The organism is Citrobacter sp. Cpo109 (assembly GCF_030332565.1).
Classification (GTDB): domain Bacteria; phylum Pseudomonadota; class Gammaproteobacteria; order Enterobacterales; family Enterobacteriaceae; genus Citrobacter; species Citrobacter portucalensis.
Genome location: NZ_JAOWHQ010000062.1, coordinates 262757 through 282889 on the forward strand (window position 1 = coordinate 262757; position 20133 = coordinate 282889).

At 51.7% G+C, this 20133-nt stretch carries 16 protein-coding genes; 6 read left to right on the plus strand and 10 right to left on the minus strand.

The genetic code is table 11. From position 1 onward, the window contains the following. The first annotated feature begins 200 nt into the window (after positions 1-200). Together OGY71_RS15310 and OGY71_RS15315 are read left to right on the plus strand one after the other, a co-directional pair. Positions 201-1601: an MFS transporter gene (locus OGY71_RS15310; RefSeq protein ID WP_286613460.1), complete on the plus strand. Its 1401-nt coding sequence runs from the start codon at positions 201-203 to the stop codon at positions 1599-1601. A gap of 10 nt (positions 1602-1611) precedes the next feature. Continuing rightward, positions 1612-3567, plus strand: a complete 1956-nt coding sequence (locus tag OGY71_RS15315) for a glycoside hydrolase family 127 protein (protein WP_198579408.1) — start codon at positions 1612-1614, stop codon at positions 3565-3567. Between the two features lie 99 nt (positions 3568-3666). On the opposite strand, the gene OGY71_RS15320 is transcribed toward OGY71_RS15315, so the two are convergent. Beyond that, positions 3667-4407: a MipA/OmpV family protein gene (locus OGY71_RS15320; RefSeq protein WP_003827347.1), complete on the minus strand. Its 741-nt coding sequence runs from the start codon at positions 4405-4407 to the stop codon at positions 3667-3669. A gap of 121 nt (positions 4408-4528) precedes the next feature. Here OGY71_RS15320 and OGY71_RS15325 point away from each other — a divergent pair, with 121 nt between their 5' ends. Further along, entirely contained in the window at positions 4529-5491 is a 963-nt protein-coding gene (locus OGY71_RS15325; protein WP_286613461.1) for a LysR family transcriptional regulator, read from the plus strand. 7 nt (positions 5492-5498) lie between these two features. Here the strand turns inward: OGY71_RS15325 and OGY71_RS15330 are convergent, their stop codons facing one another. The 9 genes from OGY71_RS15330 to OGY71_RS15370 all read right to left on the minus strand — a co-directional run bounded on the left by OGY71_RS15330 (position 5499) and on the right by OGY71_RS15370 (position 15724). Continuing rightward, positions 5499-6635: an HlyD family secretion protein gene (locus OGY71_RS15330; protein WP_003827345.1), complete on the minus strand. Its 1137-nt coding sequence runs from the start codon at positions 6633-6635 to the stop codon at positions 5499-5501. A gap of 5 nt (positions 6636-6640) precedes the next feature. Next, a complete protein-coding gene (locus OGY71_RS15335; RefSeq protein ID WP_003024200.1) occupies positions 6641-6964 on the minus strand; it encodes a DUF3302 domain-containing protein in 324 nt (107 codons plus the stop codon). A gap of 250 nt (positions 6965-7214) precedes the next feature. Further along, positions 7215-8753, minus strand: coding sequence for an aldehyde dehydrogenase AldB (gene aldB, locus OGY71_RS15340; RefSeq protein ID WP_003827344.1), 1539 nt, complete (start codon positions 8751-8753; stop codon positions 7215-7217). A 92-nt stretch (positions 8754-8845) separates the two neighbouring features. Beyond that, complete coding sequence (yiaY, locus tag OGY71_RS15345; protein WP_149280787.1) at positions 8846-9997, minus strand: L-threonine dehydrogenase; 1152 nt, start codon at positions 9995-9997, stop codon at positions 8846-8848. A gap of 188 nt (positions 9998-10185) precedes the next feature. Next, positions 10186-12030 (minus strand): selenocysteine-specific translation elongation factor, encoded by a 1845-nt coding sequence (gene selB / locus OGY71_RS15350; RefSeq protein ID WP_126956482.1) that lies wholly within the window; start codon positions 12028-12030, stop codon positions 10186-10188. Beyond that, positions 12027-13418 (minus strand): L-seryl-tRNA(Sec) selenium transferase, encoded by a 1392-nt coding sequence (selA, locus tag OGY71_RS15355; RefSeq protein ID WP_003827341.1) that lies wholly within the window; start codon positions 13416-13418, stop codon positions 12027-12029. The genes selB and selA overlap by 4 nt, the downstream gene beginning before the upstream one ends. A gap of 98 nt (positions 13419-13516) precedes the next feature. Next, positions 13517-14125, minus strand: a complete 609-nt coding sequence (locus OGY71_RS15360) for a glutathione S-transferase (RefSeq protein WP_286613462.1) — start codon at positions 14123-14125, stop codon at positions 13517-13519. A 97-nt stretch (positions 14126-14222) separates the two neighbouring features. Beyond that, complete coding sequence (locus OGY71_RS15365; RefSeq protein WP_003827339.1) at positions 14223-15359, minus strand: HlyD family secretion protein; 1137 nt, start codon at positions 15357-15359, stop codon at positions 14223-14225. A gap of 2 nt (positions 15360-15361) precedes the next feature. Next, positions 15362-15724: a DUF3302 domain-containing protein gene (locus tag OGY71_RS15370; protein ID WP_003827338.1), complete on the minus strand. Its 363-nt coding sequence runs from the start codon at positions 15722-15724 to the stop codon at positions 15362-15364. 530 nt (positions 15725-16254) lie between these two features. On the opposite strand from OGY71_RS15370, the gene mtlA reads away from it, so the two are divergent. The 3 genes from mtlA to mtlR all read left to right on the plus strand — a co-directional run bounded on the left by mtlA (position 16255) and on the right by mtlR (position 20127). Beyond that, positions 16255-18171 (plus strand): PTS mannitol transporter subunit IICBA, encoded by a 1917-nt coding sequence (gene mtlA / locus OGY71_RS15375; RefSeq protein ID WP_003827337.1) that lies wholly within the window; start codon positions 16255-16257, stop codon positions 18169-18171. Between the two features lie 220 nt (positions 18172-18391). Next, positions 18392-19540, plus strand: coding sequence for a mannitol-1-phosphate 5-dehydrogenase (gene mtlD, locus OGY71_RS15380; RefSeq protein ID WP_003827336.1), 1149 nt, complete (start codon positions 18392-18394; stop codon positions 19538-19540). Next, positions 19540-20127, plus strand: a complete 588-nt coding sequence (mtlR, locus tag OGY71_RS15385) for a mannitol operon repressor MtlR (RefSeq protein ID WP_003024179.1) — start codon at positions 19540-19542, stop codon at positions 20125-20127. The genes mtlD and mtlR overlap by 1 nt, the downstream gene beginning before the upstream one ends. Positions 20128-20133 lie beyond the last annotated feature (6 nt).

Sequence of the window (20133 nt, forward strand, 5' to 3'; positions counted from 1 at the left end):
TTATTCACGATAAACTTGCTTTTCGCCGGATCGAAATCACATTTTTATAATGAAGTCGGAATTGTTATCTTTTTATACTTTTCTCTTCCCTTGTTGACCCAAACATTTCGTGCAGAATAAATAACGTACTTTGCAAATTACAAACAAATAACCCGCAACGTAGCGGGATACTTTCTGAACATCCTCTCCGGGAGTTATTTATGACTTCGGCTCCGATTACGACATCTGATTTGGCACAGCGTGCCCAGGACGACAAATTATCCCTGCGTGAAAAAATAGGTTATGGGTTAGGCGATGCTGGCGGGACGGTAATTACCTGTCTGATCATGAACTTCCTGACATTTTTCTACACCGATGTCTTCGGGTTAACGCCCGCGCTGGTCGGCACATTGTTTATTGCCCTGCGCGTATTTGATGCCATTTCCGATCCGATAATGGGCATACTTGCCGACCGCACGCAAAGCCGCTGGGGGCGTTTTCGCCCATGGCAGCTGTGGGTGGCAATTCCCATTGGCATCATTGGCGTACTCACGTTTACCGTCCCTGACGCCAGCATGAGCGTAAAAATCGCCTGGGCATTCGGCACCTATCTACTGCTTTCTGTCGGCTATACCGCCATCAACGTACCGTATTGTGCGCTGATCAACACCATGACGACCCGCCATAACGAGGTGATCGCCTGTCAGTCCTGGCGCTTTGTGCTGTGCGGCGTGGCGGGATTCCTTGTCTCCGTTGGTCTGCCGTGGATGGTGGATATTCTGGGTCAGGGCAATGCCGCGCAGGGTTATCAGTTCGGCGTGGGCATCCTGTGCGTCATCGCTGTGGTGATGTTCCTGTGCTGCTTCTTCTGGGTTCGCGAGCGTGTGCCGCTGGCGATGATGGGGAAATTTACCCTGCGTGAACACATTGGTGGGCTACGCAAAAATGACCAGTTGCTGCTGATGCTGGTGATGTCTTTCCTGCTGATTAACGTCTTCAATATTCGTGGCGGCGGGTACATGTATTTCATTACCTACGTGCTGGAAGGCAGTACAGCTTACACGTCGCTGTTTTTCACCATGGTGACCTTTGCGTCCATCATCGGTTCAGTGGTTGTCAGCCCGCTGACCCGCCGTATAGATACCGTCAAACTCTATTACTACACCAACCTGGTGCTGGCAGCCCTGGCAGTGATGATGTGGTTCCTGCCGACCGGTCCGGCTTATCAAACATTATGGCTGGCGGTGATCCTCGGCAACGGCATTATTCTGGGCTTCACGCTGCCACTGCACTTCTCGCTGATGGCCTTTGCCGACGACTACGGCGAGTGGAAAACCGGCGTGCGTTCTTCCGGCATGAATTTCGCCTTCAACCTGTTTTTCATCAAGCTGGCCTGGGCCTCGAGCGCGGGGATCATCAGCCTGCTGTTTATTTTTGTCGCCTATCAGCCAGGCGCTGGTAATCAAACCGCCAGTTCGCTGCAAGGAATTACCGCGATGGAAACGCTGCTGCCCGCACTGTTCCACCTGCTGCTGGCGCTGTCTGTCCGCATCTGCAAACTCAATAATCCGATGATGTCGCGCATTGCCACCGATCTGCGTCAGCGTCATGTACAGCCTTAAGGAGCACGAAATGAACGTACTGGAAGTCGACCTGCATAAGCTCACCGTCAGCGATCCGTTCCTCGGACAATACCAACAGTTGGTCCGTGATGTCGTGATCCCCTACCAATGGGATGCGCTCAATGACCGCATTGCAGAGGCGGAACCAAGTCATGCAATAGAGAACTTTCGTATCGCCGCAGGACTGCAGGATGGCGAATTTTACGGCATGGTTTTTCAGGATAGCGACGTAGCGAAATGGCTGGAGGCAGTCGCCTGGTCCCTGTGCCAGAAATCTGATGCGGAACTTGAGAAAACCGCAGATGAGGTCATCGAGTTGGTAGCCGCTGCGCAGTGTGAAGACGGCTATCTCAATACATACTTTACAGTAAAAGCCCCGGATGAACGCTGGACTAACCTTGCCGAGTGTCATGAGTTGTACTGTGCAGGTCATTTGATCGAAGCAGGCGTCGCGTTCTTTCAGGCGACGGGAAAACGTCGTCTTTTAGACGTAGTGTGCCGCCTGGCAGACCACATCGATAACGTTTTCGGGCCTGGAGAGAATCAACTGCGCGGCTATCCGGGACACCCGGAAATTGAGCTGGCGTTAATGCGCTTATACGAAGTGACCCAGCAACCACGCTATATGGCGCTGGTAAATTACTTTGTGGAACAGCGCGGCGCGCAACCCCATTTCTATGATGAAGAGTACGAAAAGCGTGGCCAAACCTCTTACTGGCATACTTACGGCCCGGCATGGATGGTGAAGGATAAACCCTATAGCCAGGCTCATCAGCCCATTTCAGAACAGCAAACGGCGATCGGTCATGCAGTACGTTTTGTTTATCTGATGACCGGCGTGGCGCATCTGGCACGCTTGAGCCAGGACGAAGGCAAACGTCAGGATTGCCTGCGTCTGTGGAAAAACATGGCCCAGCGTCAGTTGTACATTACCGGCGGGATCGGTTCACAAAGCAGCGGCGAGGCGTTTAGCAGTGATTACGATCTGCCTAACGACTCCGTGTATGCGGAAAGCTGCGCCTCAATCGGTCTAATGATGTTCGCCCGCAGAATGCTGGAGATGGAGGCAGACAGCCAGTATGCCGACGTGATGGAGCGCGCCCTGTATAACACTGTATTGGGCGGGATGGCGCTCGATGGCAAGCACTTCTTCTATGTGAACCCGCTGGAAGTGCATCCTAAATCATTAAAATTCAATCATATTTATGACCACGTGAAACCCGTTCGTCAGCGCTGGTTTGGCTGCGCCTGTTGCCCGCCGAATATCGCCCGCGTGTTAACCTCAATTGGTCATTACATCTACACACCACGTCAGGACGCGCTGTATATCAATATGTACGTGGGCAATAGCATGGAAGTCCCCGTGGCGGATGGCTCGCTCAAGCTGCGCATTAGCGGGGATTATCCATGGCATGAGCAGGTGAAAATCGCCATCGAATCACCGCAGTCGATATATCACACCCTGGCCCTGCGCCTGCCAGACTGGTGCACCGCACCGCAGGTTTTACTGAATGGTCAGCCAGTTGAGCAGGATATTCGCAAAGGCTATTTGCACATCAGCCGAACCTGGCAGGAAGGCGATACGCTCAGTCTGACCCTGCCAATGCCGGTGCGTCGGGTGTACGGAAATCCATTAGTGCGCCATGTTGCTGGTAAGGTCGCTATTCAGCGTGGACCGCTGGTGTATTGCCTGGAGCAAGCCGACAACGGCGAGGAATTGCATAATCTGTGGTTGCCAAAAGAGAGTGAGTTCAGAGTATTCGAGGGTAAGGGGCTGTTCAGCCATAAAATGTTAATTCAGGCTGAAGGCGTGAAGCAAAGTACAGCCGATGCAGCACAACAATCGTTGTGGCACTACGATGTTTCCCCAACTTCGCGTCAGGCGCATACATTGACGTTTATTCCGTGGTTTAGCTGGGCAAACCGTGGTGAAGGCGAAATGCGTATCTGGATAAACGAGCAGTAATTAAACCGTGCCGGATGGCGACGCTTCACGTCTTATCCGGCCTACAAAACCCATCCACGTAGGCCTGATAAGCAAAGCGCCATCAGGCACATATTTAAATCAGAAACGCCAGGTCAGACCGGACATAAAGGTGAAGCTGTCATCGCGATCAACCATTGGGCTATTTTTAATGTCATCCGGCAGTGCGCTATAGTTGGCGCTTGCCAGCAGCGTCAGGTTAGTGGTCAATGCGTATTTAGCGGACAGGCCAACATACGGTGTCCAACTATCGCCTGGGGAATAGCTTGATAAGCCACTACGACGGGACTCATTACCCGATATGCCGTAGTAGTATTCATTGAATTTTTCGTCATAGTAGAGCACGCCAATCGATGGTGTCAGCGTCAGCTTGCCCATCGGCATTGGACGGAACAGTGAAACTTCCCCTACCCAGCCATTACTGTTGTCCAGCACATCCGCAGCGGCGGAGACTTTCACGCTACCCCATCTTTCATGGTGATACCACGCGGCACCCGCCATTGCAGTTGCGTCACGCTTATCCAGCTTTTTCATCGCATGATCGTCATTATCGCCGGGATCAAACTCAAGCGGCATATAAGAGGCAGTAATACTAAATTCATTACTTTCACTCTTAGACAAAATATAACCTAGCGTTGTTTGCCTAAAATAAAATGATTCACTTTCGTAACTGACAAGCGGTACTGCGTGAACATTATCATTATATCCGCGATAAGGTGATTCATTATATACAGCACCAGCGCCAATAGAAAACTCTGCGGCAGTTGCACTCGCCATAAAAGAAAAGGCGAGCAGCGCCACAATATTGTGTTTAATTAACATGCCAACATTCCATTTTAAAATAAGCTACAAAGCTGGTGCATAATAATGCTTACAATTTCATCGGTGCAAGGTTCATATTTATATAGTAATATATAAAAAATTATATATATTGGGCTTGGCGATGAATAAATTACAACTTAAACACCGGGAGCTGAAGATTATTTCGGTAATCGCTGCCAGTGAAAATATCAGTCATGCCGCTACTGTTCTCGGCATCGCGCAGGCCAATGTCAGTAAATATCTTGCTGATTTTGAATCAAAAGTTGGATTAAAGGTGTTTGACCGCACCACCCGGCAGCTGACCCTCACGCCGTTTGGTATAGCGTTACTTCCTTACATCAATGACATGTTAGACAGAAACGAGCAGTTAAATAATTTCATTGCTGATTATAAGCACGAGAAACGTGGCAAAGTAACGGTATATGCCCCAACCGGTATTATTGCTTACTTATCGCAACATGTTATTGCAAAAATCCAAAATATCGGCGACATTAGCCTCTCACTTAAAACATATAACCTTGAACGAAAGGCATTTTATGAGGGTGTCGACTTTCCTGATGATTGTGATGTTTTAATCACCTATGCACACCCTAAAGATGAATCACTGGTCGCTAGTTTCATTACCAAATATGCAGTAACGGCTTTTGCCAGCCCTGAATATATCAAAGAACATCCTATTAAGAGTCCGGATGAACTGGAAGAACATTCCTGTATCCTTATTGATTCCATGATGATAGATGATGCCAATATCTGGCGCTTCACCTCCGCTGGCAGCAAGGAAATGCACGATTATCGGGTGACCGGAAATTATGTCTGCGACAATACACAGTCTGCATTGGCGCTGGCACGTAACCATCTGGGCATTGTTTTTGCGCCGAATGCGAGTGTACAAAAAGACGTTCAATCAGGATTGCTGGTTCCATGTTTCTCAGAACAACATGAATGGTGGCTGGATTTGGTGGCAATTTTCCGCAAGCGCGAATATCAGCCATGGCGGGTACAGTTTATTCTTGATGAGATGCTGGCAGAGATCCGCCAGCAGCTTACTCAGTCGCTGGAGCAGCAGACTGAGCAAGCAAAATAGCCTGCGTCTAATGGTCGAGATACAGGTAATGCACCCAGCTGGTCATCCGTAGTAAGACCTTGCGCATGACCGACACATGTTCGAAGTGGTCAGAGTAAACGGCGACCTGGGCGTAAATCCCATCAGGTAACGCGTTCACATCCGCATTGTCGTTCAGCTCAATCGTGGCGATCACCCCTTCCGAACCGGGCGTAGAGTTTAAAGATTGCAGTGCCCCGTTCGACTGGTATGTACCACCCGGTACTGCCGGACTAATGGCGGCCAGTTTACCGCTAAACACCTTACCCGGCAGAGCGTTAAATACCACTTCCGCTTCATCGCCTGGCTCCAGCCGCAACAGCGAGTTTTGACGGAACTGGGCGATAATTTGTCTTTTTTGATCCGGGATGAATACCATTACCGGACGCATCGGCAGTGCGGCGGCATAGGTTCCTGGGCGCATCAGCACCTGCGTGACGTAACCATCGCTGGGCGCGCGTACCACGGTCTGGTCCAGGTTGAACTCTGCTTCCGCTAGCTGTGCTTTCAGGCTGGCAATTTGCGAATTCTCACCCAGTACCAGGCTGTCTAACTGACTCTGAATTTGCTGCTGTTCTGCAACGGAGGATTTCACCGAGGCTTCCTGCGCCAGGTAGTTTTGGCGCGCCGCATCGATATCGCGTTCAGAAAAAGGATTCACCTTCGCCTGACTCCCCTGCGCATAGCGCTGGTAATCTTTTGCCAGTTTGTCACGCGTGGCCTTTGCCCGCTGCGTGTTGGCTTTCATTTCGTCTAACTGCGCAACCAGAGCCTGCTCTTTATGCTGTGCGGTGACAATATCAGCCTTCAGGCGATCGACCCGCGCCTGATAACGCCCTGGATTAAGCTTAAACAGAACCTCGCCTTTTTTGATTAGCGTATTCTTCTTATCCGTCACTTCTGTCACTACACCCGTTACCTGCGGCACCACGGGAATAGAAATTACCGCTTTTTGTGCCTTAAATGTATACGGATGGTTATAATTCATCAGTAATATAAGTCCGCAAACAATGAATATACCGCCTAATGCCGCGGTAGGAACTGTCCATTTATTTACAGGAATTTTAAAAATTTTAAATATTGACCATGCACACGCCACATAGGTCAGAACAATCAGTAAATCCATCGATATTACTCCGCCGGAGAGGTCTTGGCCTCGCCCAGTTTCTTTTCCAGATCCGCAACCCTTGCCTGAAGCTGGATCAGGGAAGAATCCGCGCTCTGCATACCCCATCCGCGCTCCGGGCGATAAAGCGTTGCCCAGATCCATAAAAAGGGCCAAATAACATGTAAGGTAAACAAACTAACCCAACCCGCAACATGTATTGCGTCGGCATGAGGATGGTTACGTTTCTTTGCAATTAGATAGGGAATATCATGCAGAATAATAATCCCGTAAAAAATGACCAGGAATACAAAAATAAGCACTCCTAATGCAAAATAATTAAGGAACATATTTGCCTCAGGGATTTAAATTAAGAATTTCGGATGCAATTTGATTTAAACAATAGAGTTGATAATAGTATTGGAATGACCAGATTGGATGCAATTATCTTATTTATATAACGATATATGGGTTTATATATACCCGTCGTCTTTTGAGCTGCTTCTTTGTTGGCTGCGTTCGTTCACCCCAGCCACATACCTGAGGACATAACTTGATGCCCGGTACGCTAAACGCGACCGGGCAGTAGGTGACGTGAAATTAAAACAGCCCCAGTGGTTTATCAGAGTAGCTCACTAACAGGCATTTGGTTTGCTGATAATGCTCAAGCATCATCTTATGCGTCTCGCGCCCGATACCCGACTGCTTATAGCCACCAAACGCCGCATGAGCAGGGTAAGCATGGTAACAGTTGGTCCAAACTCGCCCCGCCTGAATCCCACGTCCCATTTTGTACGCCAGATTTCCATTACGACTCCAGACGCCAGCGCCAAGCCCATATTGGGTGTCATTAGCGATTTCCAGCGCCTCTTCCATGGTTTTAAACGTCGTGACAGCCAGCACCGGCCCGAAGATCTCCTCCTGGAAAACCCGCATGTTGTTCTTACCAAACAGAATGGTCGGTTCGAGGTAGTAACCCTCTTTTAACTCGCCATCCAGCTGCTTGCGCCGCCCGCCGGTGAGAACATCTGCTCCTTCTTTCTTACCAATGTCGATGTAATTCAGAATGGTTTCCAGTTGACCATGCGACACCTGCGCGCCCATTTGCGTCACGCTGTCTAACGGGTTGCCGCTACGGATACTTTCCACCCGACGAATGGCTCTTTCCATAAAACGTTCGTAAATGGATTCTTGTACCAGCGCACGACTTGGACAGGTACACACTTCGCCCTGGTTGAAGGCAAACAATGCAAAACCTTCCAGCGCTTTGTCAAAGAACGCATCTTCTTCATCCATCACGTCCGCGAAGAAGATATTGGGTGATTTCCCGCCCAGCTCCAGCGTGACAGGAATAATGTTCTGCGTAGCGTACTGCATGATCTGCTGCCCGACTTCCGTTGAGCCGGTAAACGCCACTTTCGCAATACGTTTTGACGTCGCCAGATACTCACCGATTTCCCCCCCTGCGCCGTTGACCACGTTCACCACGCCAGGCGGGAGCAGATCGCCGATGACTTCCATCAGCAACAGTACGGACAGTGGCGTCAGGCGCGCGGGTTTCAGCACCACGCAGTTACCGGCTGCCAGGGCGGGCGCCATCTTCCAGCTGGCCATCAATAGCGGGAAGTTCCACGGGATAATTTGCCCTACCACGCCAAGAGGTTCATGGAAGTGATAAGCCACGGTTTCGCTATCAACCTCGCTTATTCCCCCTTCCTGTGCACGAATACAGGACGCGAAATAGCGGAAATGGTCAATCGCCAGCGGCACATCTGCCGCGCTGGTTTCACGGATGGGTTTACCGTTATCCCAGGTTTCTGCCGTCGCCAGCAGTTCCAGGTTTTGCTCCATACGATCGGCGATTTTGAACAGAATCGCCGCTCTGTCCTGCACGGATGTCTGCGCCCACTTGTCTTTTACTTTGTGCGCGGCATCCAGTGCCAGATCGATGTCCTTTTTGCCGGAAGAGGCCACTTCGCACAGTAGTTGCCCGGTCACCGGTGTCAGGTTTTGGTAATACTCACCGTCCGCCGGGGCGACCCAGTCACCGCCGATAAAGTTATCGTATCGGGCTTTTAACTTCAGAGGGTAACCATACTCGCCGGGGTAAATACGCGTTGAAGGGGGGTTATTGGTCATGACCGTCTCCTTGCTGTAGGGGTACTACAAGGGTAGACGGGGCTGGCGAATAATTCGCCAGCCTTTTACTGCTTTACGACAGGTATCACGAATTACATGGCAGCACGATAAATCGCCATGATTTCTTCATGTGTCGCCTGAATCGGGTTAGTGAAACCACATGCATCTTTCAGGGCGTTAGTCGCCAGAACGGCAAAATCTTCTTCTTTCACGTTCAGCTCACGCAACCCGGCTGGAATGTTCACTTTCTGCGCCAGTTCGCGGATCGCTGCGATGCAGGCTTCTGCCCCTTGATCTTCGCTCAGACCAGCAACGTTCACACCCATTGCCGAGGCGCAATCGCGCAGGCGGGCGGCAGCCACTTTGCTATTAAATACCTGTACATGCGGCAGCAGTACGGCATTACATACTCCGTGTGGCAAATCGTAGAAGCCACCCAGCTGGTGCGCCATCGCATGCACGTATCCCAGAGAGGCATTGTTAAAGGCCATACCTGCGAGGAACTGCGCATAGGCCATGGCTTCGCGCGCCTGAGCATTGCTGCCCTCTTCCACGGCGACCGGCAGGTTTTCCGCAATCATGGTGACGGCTTTAAGCGCGCACGCATCGGTAATAGGGGTCGCGGCAATAGAAACATAGGCTTCAATAGCGTGAGTCAGCGCATCCATACCGGTAGCCGCCGTCAGAGACTTCGGCATACCGACCATCAGCGAGGAGTCATTGACGGACAGCAGCGGCGTAACATGCTTATCCACAATCGCCATTTTAATGTGGCGTACTTCATCGGTAATGATGCAGAAGCGGGTCATTTCAGATGCCGTACCCGCCGTAGTGTTGATGGCAATCATCGGCAGTTGCGGTTTTGCAGAGCGGTCAACGCCTTCGTAATCACTAATATCGCCGCCGTTAGCCGCCACCAGCGCAATCCCCTTCGCACAATCGTGCGGGGAACCGCCGCCGAGAGAAATAACACTATCACAGTCATTTTCTTTCAGCATTTTCAGGCCAGCAGCAACGTTACTGGTCGTAGGGTTAGGATGCGTACCATCATAAATTACGCTGAAAATATCACGTTCCTGCAGCGCTTTTTGAATTTCACTCGCCATACCTAATTTCGCCAGCATGGCGTCCGTGACAATCAGCGTACGGCGAAAACCATATTCCGCCATTGTATTCATTGCATCTTTTAATGAACCAGCGCCAATTACATTCACAGAAGGAATAAAAAATGTTGAAGCAGCCATTGTACGATCCTTAATTACTCAAAAGAGGTAGGAAGCATACGAGTGAAATTTCCAACAAAATATGATCGTGGTTGTTATTTTAATAACACTCACAATTAAAAAGCACATTAGGTTCATAATCTAATGTGCTTATTTCAATCAACATCTATTTTGTATTAATTCATTTAATCCATGAATTAATTGTTTCATTATTTTTCAGGGAACAGCAATGCATCGCGTAATAAATGATCATTTCCCCGACGACGAGTAAAACCAATGCGGTCAAAATATTCCAGAATCTGAATAGCCAATTTGCGCCCGACGTTAAGTCTGTCGCGAAAATCGGCTGCACAGGTCGATCCCCGTTCCTGATCCAGTTCGCGGATCATATTGGCAAAGGCCACAATTCGATCGTTACGGTAATAACGATCTTTCACGATCGCGGTGATGATGCCTTGCTGCGCCGCCTGACGTAATGACACACGCATCATCTGCTCATCCGTGCCCGTCTGTTTTGCCAAATCGCGCACCCACCACGGCTCATCGCCAAAAAGCGGTTCTACTTTTTGCCAGATTGCCAACTGCTCATCGCTGAAACCCGCCTTATGTTCCGGCAAATGCAACCAGCCATGATGGCTATGGATGGCGCCACTCTCGCGCATCTTTTCAATCAGCAGCAAGACCAGCGCTTCGTCTTCCATCGGCAAAGCCATACGGCGCAGGCGCTCGCGCCCGGGCCCTGGTTCATCACGGTGCTGCTCATGGTAGGTCGCCAGCGTATCGAGAACTTTCCGCTGCCAGCGCGCGGCAACGGGGGCATTCAACAGGCTGTATCCCGCCTGAATAAATCCATGTTGCTCAATCAACGGACGCATACCGTTGCCATTGAGCTGACGCGCCCAGGCAAAGTCAGGAATATTCACCGCCCCACGCGTCAGGTGCAGCGCCAGAGCGTCACCGTCAGTCTGCGCGTTTTCCAGCGCCGACAGCCACTGCAAATACTCCGGCTTACGTTTTCCGCGACGCGGCGGATTGAGCGTGACCACGCGCGCGCCAGCCAGCGTCGTACGGGCAGAAATATCGCGCAGCACCAGACGGTCGTTATCGGCGAGCCAGAGTGGTGTATCAAACACTAGTTCCGCCAGTGTCCCTTCAAGCAGCGAGATACGTCCGGTAACATGGCTAGCCGCGTGGTGAATATGCAGCGGTTGCCACTGCATCAGCGGCGCGGCATGTTCTAAAGAAACAATCACGCGGGTAAAAGCCTCTGGCGGCGCATCGGAAAGCAGCCAGTCGCCACGGTTTAGTTCTTCTTTTTGCGCATCGCCGGCAATATTCAGCGCAATACGTTGTCCCGCTTGCGCGCGGTCGGTGGCCTGATTTTGTGCATGCAGGCTACGTACGCGCATCGGTTTGTTGACGCCCGTGAGCCACAGCGTGTCACCGACATTCACTTCACCGCTGAGCGCCGTCCCGGTCACCACCAGCCCTGCACCTTTGACCGTAAAGGCGCGGTCAATCGCCAGGCGGAAGCTGTGATCGCGGGCATGCTCGCGCGACGTTAATTGCAACAAATGGTCACGCAGTTCCTCGATGCCACGGCCTTCACTGGCCGCAGTGACGAAAAGCACCGACTCCGCGAAACCATAATTCCCCAGCGTGGCCTGAATCTCCGCACGCACCTCTTCAATTCTTGCTTCGTCTACGCGGTCGGCTTTCGTGAGCGCCACGGTGATCTGCGGATTGCCCGTCAGCTGCAGAATTTGCAAATGCTCACGGGTTTGCGCCATTACGCCATCATCACACGCCACCACCAGCAACGCGTGATCGATGCCGCCGACCCCCGCCAACATGTTGGACAGAAACTTTTCGTGTCCAGGAACGTCGATAAACCCCAGCACCCGCCCGTCCGGCTGCGGCCAGTAGGCATAACCGAGATCGATGGTCATGCCGCGCTTTTTTTCTTCCGGCAGACGGTCGGCATTTACGCCAGTAATCGCCTGTAATAACGTTGTTTTTCCGTGGTCAACGTGTCCGGCGGTTGCAATAATCATTTCAGCATCATCTCCATAAACCGGGTCTCGTCTTCAAGGCAGCGCAGATCCAGCCATAAGCGGCCATCATAAATTCGCCCAATAATCGGCACGGGCAGCGTACGCCAACGGGCTGCCAACGCTTCGAGGCGGCTCCCGCGCCCGTCATGTGGGGTAAAGGTTAGCGCCGCGCTGGGCAGCCTATCAACAGGTAGTGAGCCGCTGCCAATCTGCGACAGGCAAGGCATCACATTCAGGGCGAACTCATCACCGTAATGTTCTGCAAGCTGTGCCTGTAATTGCTGTGCCTGCGCGTGGATTGCCTCTTGTGAGCGGGTGAGCTGGCGCAACGTCGGCAACTTCGCCGCCAGTGCTTCAGGGTGCAGGTAGAGCCGTAGCGTCGCTTCCAGAGCAGCCAGCGTCATTTTATCTGCCCGTAATGCGCGTTTCAGCGGATGGCTCTGCAAACGAGCGATCATCTCTTTTTTACCGACAATTATCCCGGCCTGCGGCCCGCCCAGCAGTTTATCGCCGGAGAAACTCACCAGACTGACGCCAGCAGCAATCAGTTGCTGCGGCATCGGCTCCTGCGGCAAGCCATACTGGCTGAGATCGACCAGCGAACCGCTGCCCAAATCCGCCACCACCGGAACATCCAGCTCCTGGCCAATGACGGCCAGCTCCGCCTCATCCACCGACTTTGTGAAGCCTTCAATGCTGTAATTACTGGTATGCACTTTCATCAGCAGAGCGGTATTTTCATTCACCGCCTGGCGGTAATCTTTCGCATGCGTCCGGTTGGTGGTCCCCACCTCGCGTAGAATGCATCCGGCCTGACACATGACGTCCGGAATACGAAACGCGCCGCCTATTTCCACTAGCTCGCCGCGAGACACAACCACCTCTTTGCCGTTCGCCGTGGCAGCCAGCATAAGCAGAACAGCTGCCGCATTGTTATTGACGATACAGGCGTCTTCCGCCCCCGTCAGACGGCAGAGTAAATCCGCCAGGGCCCGATCCCGATGTCCCCGACCGGCATCATCCAGACTGTATTCCAGCGTCACCGGCGTGCGCATCGCCTGTACCACCGCCTCAATTGCTTCTTCGGCCTGCGACGCGCGACCAAGGTTGGTGTGCAGCACCGTTCCGGTCAGGTTAATCACTGGACGCAGTGCGCTTTGTGATTCTCGTTCCAGCCGGGCACTGGCTTCTTGCGCCCAGTCTTCACACCATGCCGGGAGCGCATGCGTGTCGCGAATAGCTTCTCTGGCTTCGTCGAGCATGTGACGCAGCAGGTCAACCACCCGGGTATGACCGTGAGATTCACGTAAGGCTGAGAAGGCGCTATCGCGCAATAAACGATCGATAGCAGGAAGCTGGCTGTAGAGTGAACGCAAGTCGCTTGTCATGAAAGGGCCTGGCTGTTGGTGACCCTCTCCACCGTAGAGAGGGATATCGATATAGGAAGGATTGTACCGTGACTTTGCTCAGGCGGACATAATACGCATCAAGCCTTTGGCGGTTCTGTACGGGCAAAACTCTCGCGTTGAAAGAGTGTTTCCACCAGTTTGACGAGACGCGGACGGTCCACACACCAGCCAGGTGCGACCCGACGGAAATTGAGATAACCGACGGCGCAGGCAATCGCAATGGTTGCCAGGTTAACCGTATCCGTTTTCAGTGTACCGCCCTCCAGATAACCTTCCAGCACATCCAGACTACGGGTGATCTTCTCACGCTGACGTAACAATTCAGTTTCTGACTGCTGCGCTGCAGGGCGAGCCTGTTCGCGCACCGAAACTAAACCGGCATCCATAATACCGTCTGCCAACGCTTCCAACTGGCGTACCTTCAGCGCAGCCAGCGGATCACGCGGCAGCATGGCTGGTGCAATATCCAGTAGCTCTATATATTCCGCGATGACAGGAGAGTCAAACCAGTACTCGCCCTCATCGGTGACCAACGCAGGTACTTTGCCTAACGGGTTATAGCGCGCCACGCCGCTATCCGCGTTGTAGGGGAGTTCATTCACAAATTCGAAAGTGATGCCCTTTTCCAGTAACAGAATCGAAATTTTACGCACAAAAGGGCTGGTATAGCTGCCAATGAGTTTCATGCCGGGTCCTTTTTGCCAACAAAAAAGCGGTGCCCAACGATAGTGGGACACCGCTTAGTATGGCTCAGGTCACTGAAAATGGCAGGTGATGGCAGTCTCAATGATCCAAATAAAGGTAATGCATCCAACTGGTCATGCGCAGCAGCACTTTACGCATTACCGACACGTGGGCGAAATGGTCAGAATAGACCGCGACCTGGGCATAGATACCGTCCGGCAGCGCATCCACATCGGCATTCGGATCCAGCTCAATTGTTGCCAGCACGCCATCGGTACCCGGCACCACCGTTAAGGACTGTAACGCCCCCTGCGCCTGATAAGAACCACCCGGAACGACCGGAAGAATACTGGTTAGCTTGCCGGTGAAAACCTGGCCAGGCAGCGCGTTAAACACCACTTCCGCTTCATCGCCTGGTTTAAGGCGCAGCAGCGAGTTCTGGCGGAATTGCGCCACGATTTGCCGTTTTTGTTCAGGAATAAACACCATTACCGGACGCAAAGGTAATGCTGCTGCGTAAGTCCCCGGACGAATTAAAATCTGCGTGGCATAACCGTTGCTGGGGGCACGAACTACCGTCTGTTCAAGATTATATTTAGCCTCGGCGAGCTGGGCACGCAGGGATGCAACCTGAGATTGCTCCCCGTTGACCATACTGTCTAATTGACTCTGAATCTGCGTCTGTTCTGCCACCGAGCCTTTGACCAGCGCATCCTGTGCCAGATAGTTTTGCCGGGCGTTATCGATATCGCTTTCAGAGAACGGGTTAACCTTCGCCTGGCTGCCTTTCAAATAACGTTGATAATCCTTATACAGGCGATCACGTTCCGCAGACACGCGGGTAGTATTAGCGACCGCTTCCGACAGTTGCGCTTTTAGGTTGTCGATATTATGCGTCGCGGTTACCAGGTCGGCCTGCAGTCTGTCTACACGCGCCTGATAACGTACCGGATCGAGCTTAAACAGCACATCGCCTTTTTTAATGAGCTGATTATTCTTATCCGTTACCTCACTAACAATTCCTGTGACTTGCGGAGTGACCGGAATTGAAATAACCGCTTTTTGCGCCGTAAAGGTATACGGGTGGTTATAGTTCATTAATAAAATCAATCCCGCAACAATGAACACCCCACCTAATGCAGCGGTAGCAAGCGTCCATTGGTTTACCGGAATACGGAATATTTTAAAGATGGCCCAGGCAAAGGCCACATAGGTCAGGACTATCAACAAATCCATGATTAAATCTCCGGAAAGGTGGAGTTATCGGTTTTTTTCTCCCCATCCAGTCTTTTTTCCAACTGGGTGATTCGCGCTGCCAGCGCGGCAATCTCAGGGTCTGACTCCTTTCCGGTCGGTGTGATGTGTGACTGCATTCCCCATCCCTTTTCAGGCTGGTAGAGCGTGGCCCAGATCCACAGGAACGGCCAAATAACATGAAGAGTGAACAAGCTCACCCATCCTGCAGTATGGATGGCATCGGCATGGGGATGGTTACGTTTTTTAGCCATGTTATAGGGAATATCATGAATGGCGATGATTCCGTAAAACAGAACCAGAAAAACGAAGATCAGCACGCCCAGTGCGAAATAATTTAGAAACATACCTGCCTCGAATTCACGCTAATTAGAGTTTTTTTATGCCGGCAGCCGTATGCACCCTGGCTGATGTTTTGAACATAACTGCAGTTAGGGGTTTTCGCCATATCACAAAAAAAATATTTTTTCTGGCGAGAAGTTGCTTTGTTTTGCAATAAAAATGTCAGGAGTAGAATCTGCCGCAGATCACATCTGCTCAAATCCAGATAAAAATACTTTGCGATCCACATCACAAAGATTCAACAAACAGCAAAACCAAAAATGTGAATTAGTTCACATTTAATCCCCATTTTTCATTAAATCTAACCCTGTGATGTTTTTTTGTACCGTTAATTTGTGATGCAAATCACATTAACTAACGCCATACACCCTATATTTACGTGACGAATGTCACATAAAAGGCCGTCGACTGGACAGTTGAACGATTCAGTGCCAGATTTCGCAGTATCTACAGGGTCCGGCTACCTCCTGCCGCTACATTAACAAACCTCGGGCTTTCAGCCTGCGCGATAGCAAACATAAGAAGGGGTGTTTTTATGTCATCCGATATTAAGATCAAGGTGCAAAGCTTTGGTCGATTCCTCAGCAACATGGTGATGCCAAATATCGGCGCGTTTATCGCGTGGGGTATTATCACCGCATTATTCATTCCGACAGGGTGGTTGCCGAACGAAACGCTGGCGAAGCTAGTCGGCCCGATGATCACCTATCTGCTGCCGCTGCTGATCGGTTATACCGGTGGTAAGCTGGTTGGCGGCGAGCGTGGCGGCGTGGTTGGCGCTATCACCACCATGGGCGTTATCGTCGGTGCAGATATGCCAATGTTCCTCGGCGCGATGATCGCAGGTCCGCTGGGCGGCTGGGCTATCAAACATTTCGACAACTGGGTAGACGGTAAGATCAAATCCGGTTTTGAGATGCTGGTGAATAACTTCTCCGCTGGCATCATCGGTATGATCCTCGCCATTCTGGCATTCCTTGGCATTGGCCCATTGGTTGAAGCGCTGTCAAAAATTCTGGCGGCAGGCGTTAACTTCATGGTTGTCCATGACATGCTGCCGCTGGCATCTATCTTCGTTGAACCGGCGAAAATCCTGTTCCTCAACAACGCCATTAACCACGGTATTTTCTCACCGCTGGGTATTCAGCAGTCCCATGAGATGGGCAAATCCATCTTCTTCCTGATTGAAGCTAACCCGGGTCCGGGTATGGGCGTCCTGCTGGCGTACATGTTCTTCGGTCGCGGCAGCGCTAAGCAGTCTGCAGGCGGCGCGGCTATCATCCACTTCCTGGGTGGTATCCACGAAATTTACTTCCCGTACGTTCTGATGAACCCGCGCCTGATCCTGGCCGTTATTCTCGGCGGTATGACTGGCGTATTTACCCTGACTATCCTGAACGGCGGTCTGGTTTCTCCGGCGTCTCCGGGTTCTATCCTGGCCGTGCTGGCAATGACGCCGAAGGGTGCTTACTTCGCTAACATCGCTGCTATCTGCGCGGCTATGGCAGTCTCTTTTGTGGTCTCAGCCATTCTGCTGAAAACCAGCAAAGTGAAAGAAGATGATGACATTGATGCCGCAACCCGTCGTATGCACGACATGAAAGCGGAATCCAAAGGCGCATCTCCGCTGGCGGCTGGCGATGTAACCAACGACCTAAGCCATGTGCGTAAAATCATCGTTGCCTGCGATGCTGGTATGGGTTCCAGCGCCATGGGTGCGGGCGTACTGCGTAAGAAAGTGCAGGATGCGGGGCTGTCTCAGATTTCCGTCACTAACAGCGCGATTAACAATCTGCCGCCGGATGTGGATCTGGTCATTACCCACCGTGACCTGACTGAACGCGCGATGCGCCAGGTGCCTCAGGCACAGCACATTTCGCTGACCAACTTCCTCGACAGTGGCCTGTACTCCAACCTGACCGAACGTCTGGTCGCTGCGCAGCGCCACAACGTGAACGAGGAGAAAGTTCGCGACCACCTGAAAGACAGCTTTGAAGAGGGTGATACCCACCTGTTCAAACTGGGTGCGGAGAACATCTTCCTTGGCCGTAAAGCGGCTAACAAAGAAGAAGCGATTCGCTTTGCTGGTGAGCAACTGGTGAAAGGCGGTTACGTTGAGCCAGAATACGTTGAGGCGATGCTGGACCGTGAAAAACTGACCCCGACTTACCTGGGTGAGTCCATCGCAGTACCGCACGGTACGGTTGAAGCCAAAGACCGCGTGCTGAAAACCGGTGTGGTGTTCTGCCAGTACCCGGAAGGCGTTCGCTTCGGTGAAGAAGAAGACGATATTGCCCGCCTGGTGATTGGCATCGCAGCGCGTAACAACGAGCACATCCAGGTGATTACCAGCCTGACCAACGCTCTGGATGATGAATCCGTGATCGAACGTCTGGCCCATACCACCAGCGTGGATGAAGTTCTGGAACTGCTGGCGGGTAAAAAAGCTTAACGCTTAAGTATCTCCAAAATAGTTCGAGCTGCAGGAAGGCGGCAACGCAGTGAATCCTTAGGAGCGTACATAAGTACGTGACTGGGGTGAGCGAGGAGAGCCAACGCATCTGCAGTTCGAAATATGAAGGCGATATCCTCTCCCTTGTGGAGAGGGTTAGGTTGAGGGAAAAGCCTCACCCCAGCCCTCTTGGGTAAAAACATTAATGAAGGTTAATACTATGAAAGCATTACATTTTGGCGCAGGTAATATCGGTCGTGGCTTTATCGGCAAACTGCTGGCGGACGCGGGGATACAGCTGACGTTCGCGGATGTAAATCAGGTCGTGCTCGATGCCCTGAATGCCCGTCATAGCTATCAGGTTCATGTCGTGGGTGAAAACGAGCAGGTTGATACCGTCTCCGGTGTCAACGCCGTGAGCAGCATCGGCGATGATGTTGTTGAACTGATTGCCCACGTAGATTTAGTCACTACCGCCGTCGGTCCGGTCGTGCTTGAGCGTATCGCTCCGGCCATCGCCAAAGGGCTGGTTAAACGCAAGGCGCAGAGAATCACTACTCCACTAAATATCATCGCTTGTGAAAACATGGTGCGCGGAACGACTCAGTTGAAAGGCCATGTAATGAACGCGTTAGCAGATGAAGATAAAGCCTGGGTTGAAGAACATGTTGGCTTTGTCGATTCTGCCGTGGACCGCATTGTTCCGCCTTCGGCTTCAGCAACCAACGATCCGCTGGAAGTTACCGTAGAAACCTTCAGTGAGTGGATTGTCGACAAAACACAGTTCAAAGGTGAACTGCCAAATATCCCAGGAATGGAATTAACTGATAACCTGATGGCATTTGTCGAACGTAAACTCTTCACGCTGAACACCGGGCATGCTATAACCGCGTACCTCGGAAAATTGACCGGTCATCAGACCATCCGTGACGCGATTCTCGACGAGAAAATCCGCGCAGTGGTAAAAGGTGCGATGGAAGAGAGCGGCGCGGTACTGATCAAACGCTATGGCTTTGATGCAGCAAAACATGCGGCATACATTCAGAAAATCCTCGGCCGTTTTGAAAACCCGTATCTGAAAGATGACGTTGAGCGTGTGGGTCGTCAGCCGCTGCGTAAACTTAGCGCAGGCGACCGCCTGATTAAACCACTGCTGGGTACGCTGGAATATGGTTTGCCGCATGCGAATCTGGTTACCGGTATTGCGGCAGCGATGCACTATCGCAGCGAAGAAGATCCGCAGGCACAGGAACTGGCCGCACTGATTGACGAAAAAGGTCCACAGGCCGCGCTGGCGCAAGTTTCCGGGCTGGATGCCAACAGTGATGTCGTGCTTGAGGCTGTTAACGCGTATAACGCAAAGAAATGATGCAGGACCTGGCGCAGGATATCCTGCGCCTGAATAATAGATTGTCAGATATGCAGGCAATAATGGAACAAACGCAGGCCTTTGAAAATCGTGTGCTTGAGCGTCTGAATGCTGGCAAAACCGTACGCAGCTTCCTCATCACCGCCGTAGAACTGCTCACCGAGGCGGTGAATATCCTTGTGCTTCAGGTATTTCGCAAAGACGACTATGCGGTGAAATACGCCGTAGAACCGCTGCTCGACGGCGATGGTCCGTTGGGCGATCTTTCTGTTCGTCTGAAGTTAATCTACGGCCTGGGCGTACTCAGTCGCCCGGAGTACGAAGATGCGGAGCTCCTGATGGCGCTGCGGGAGGAGCTGAATCACGACGGCAACGAATACGCATTCACCGACGACGAAATTCTTGGACCGTTTGGTGAACTTCACTGCGTGACGGCACTCCCGCCGCCACCCCAGTTTGATACCTCAGACTCTGGTTTGCATGCCATGCAGATCCAGCGTTACCAGCAGATGGTACGATCCACCATGGTCCTTTCCCTGACCGAGCTGATTTCTAAAATCAGCTTAAAAAAAGCCTTTCAAAAATAAGACGAT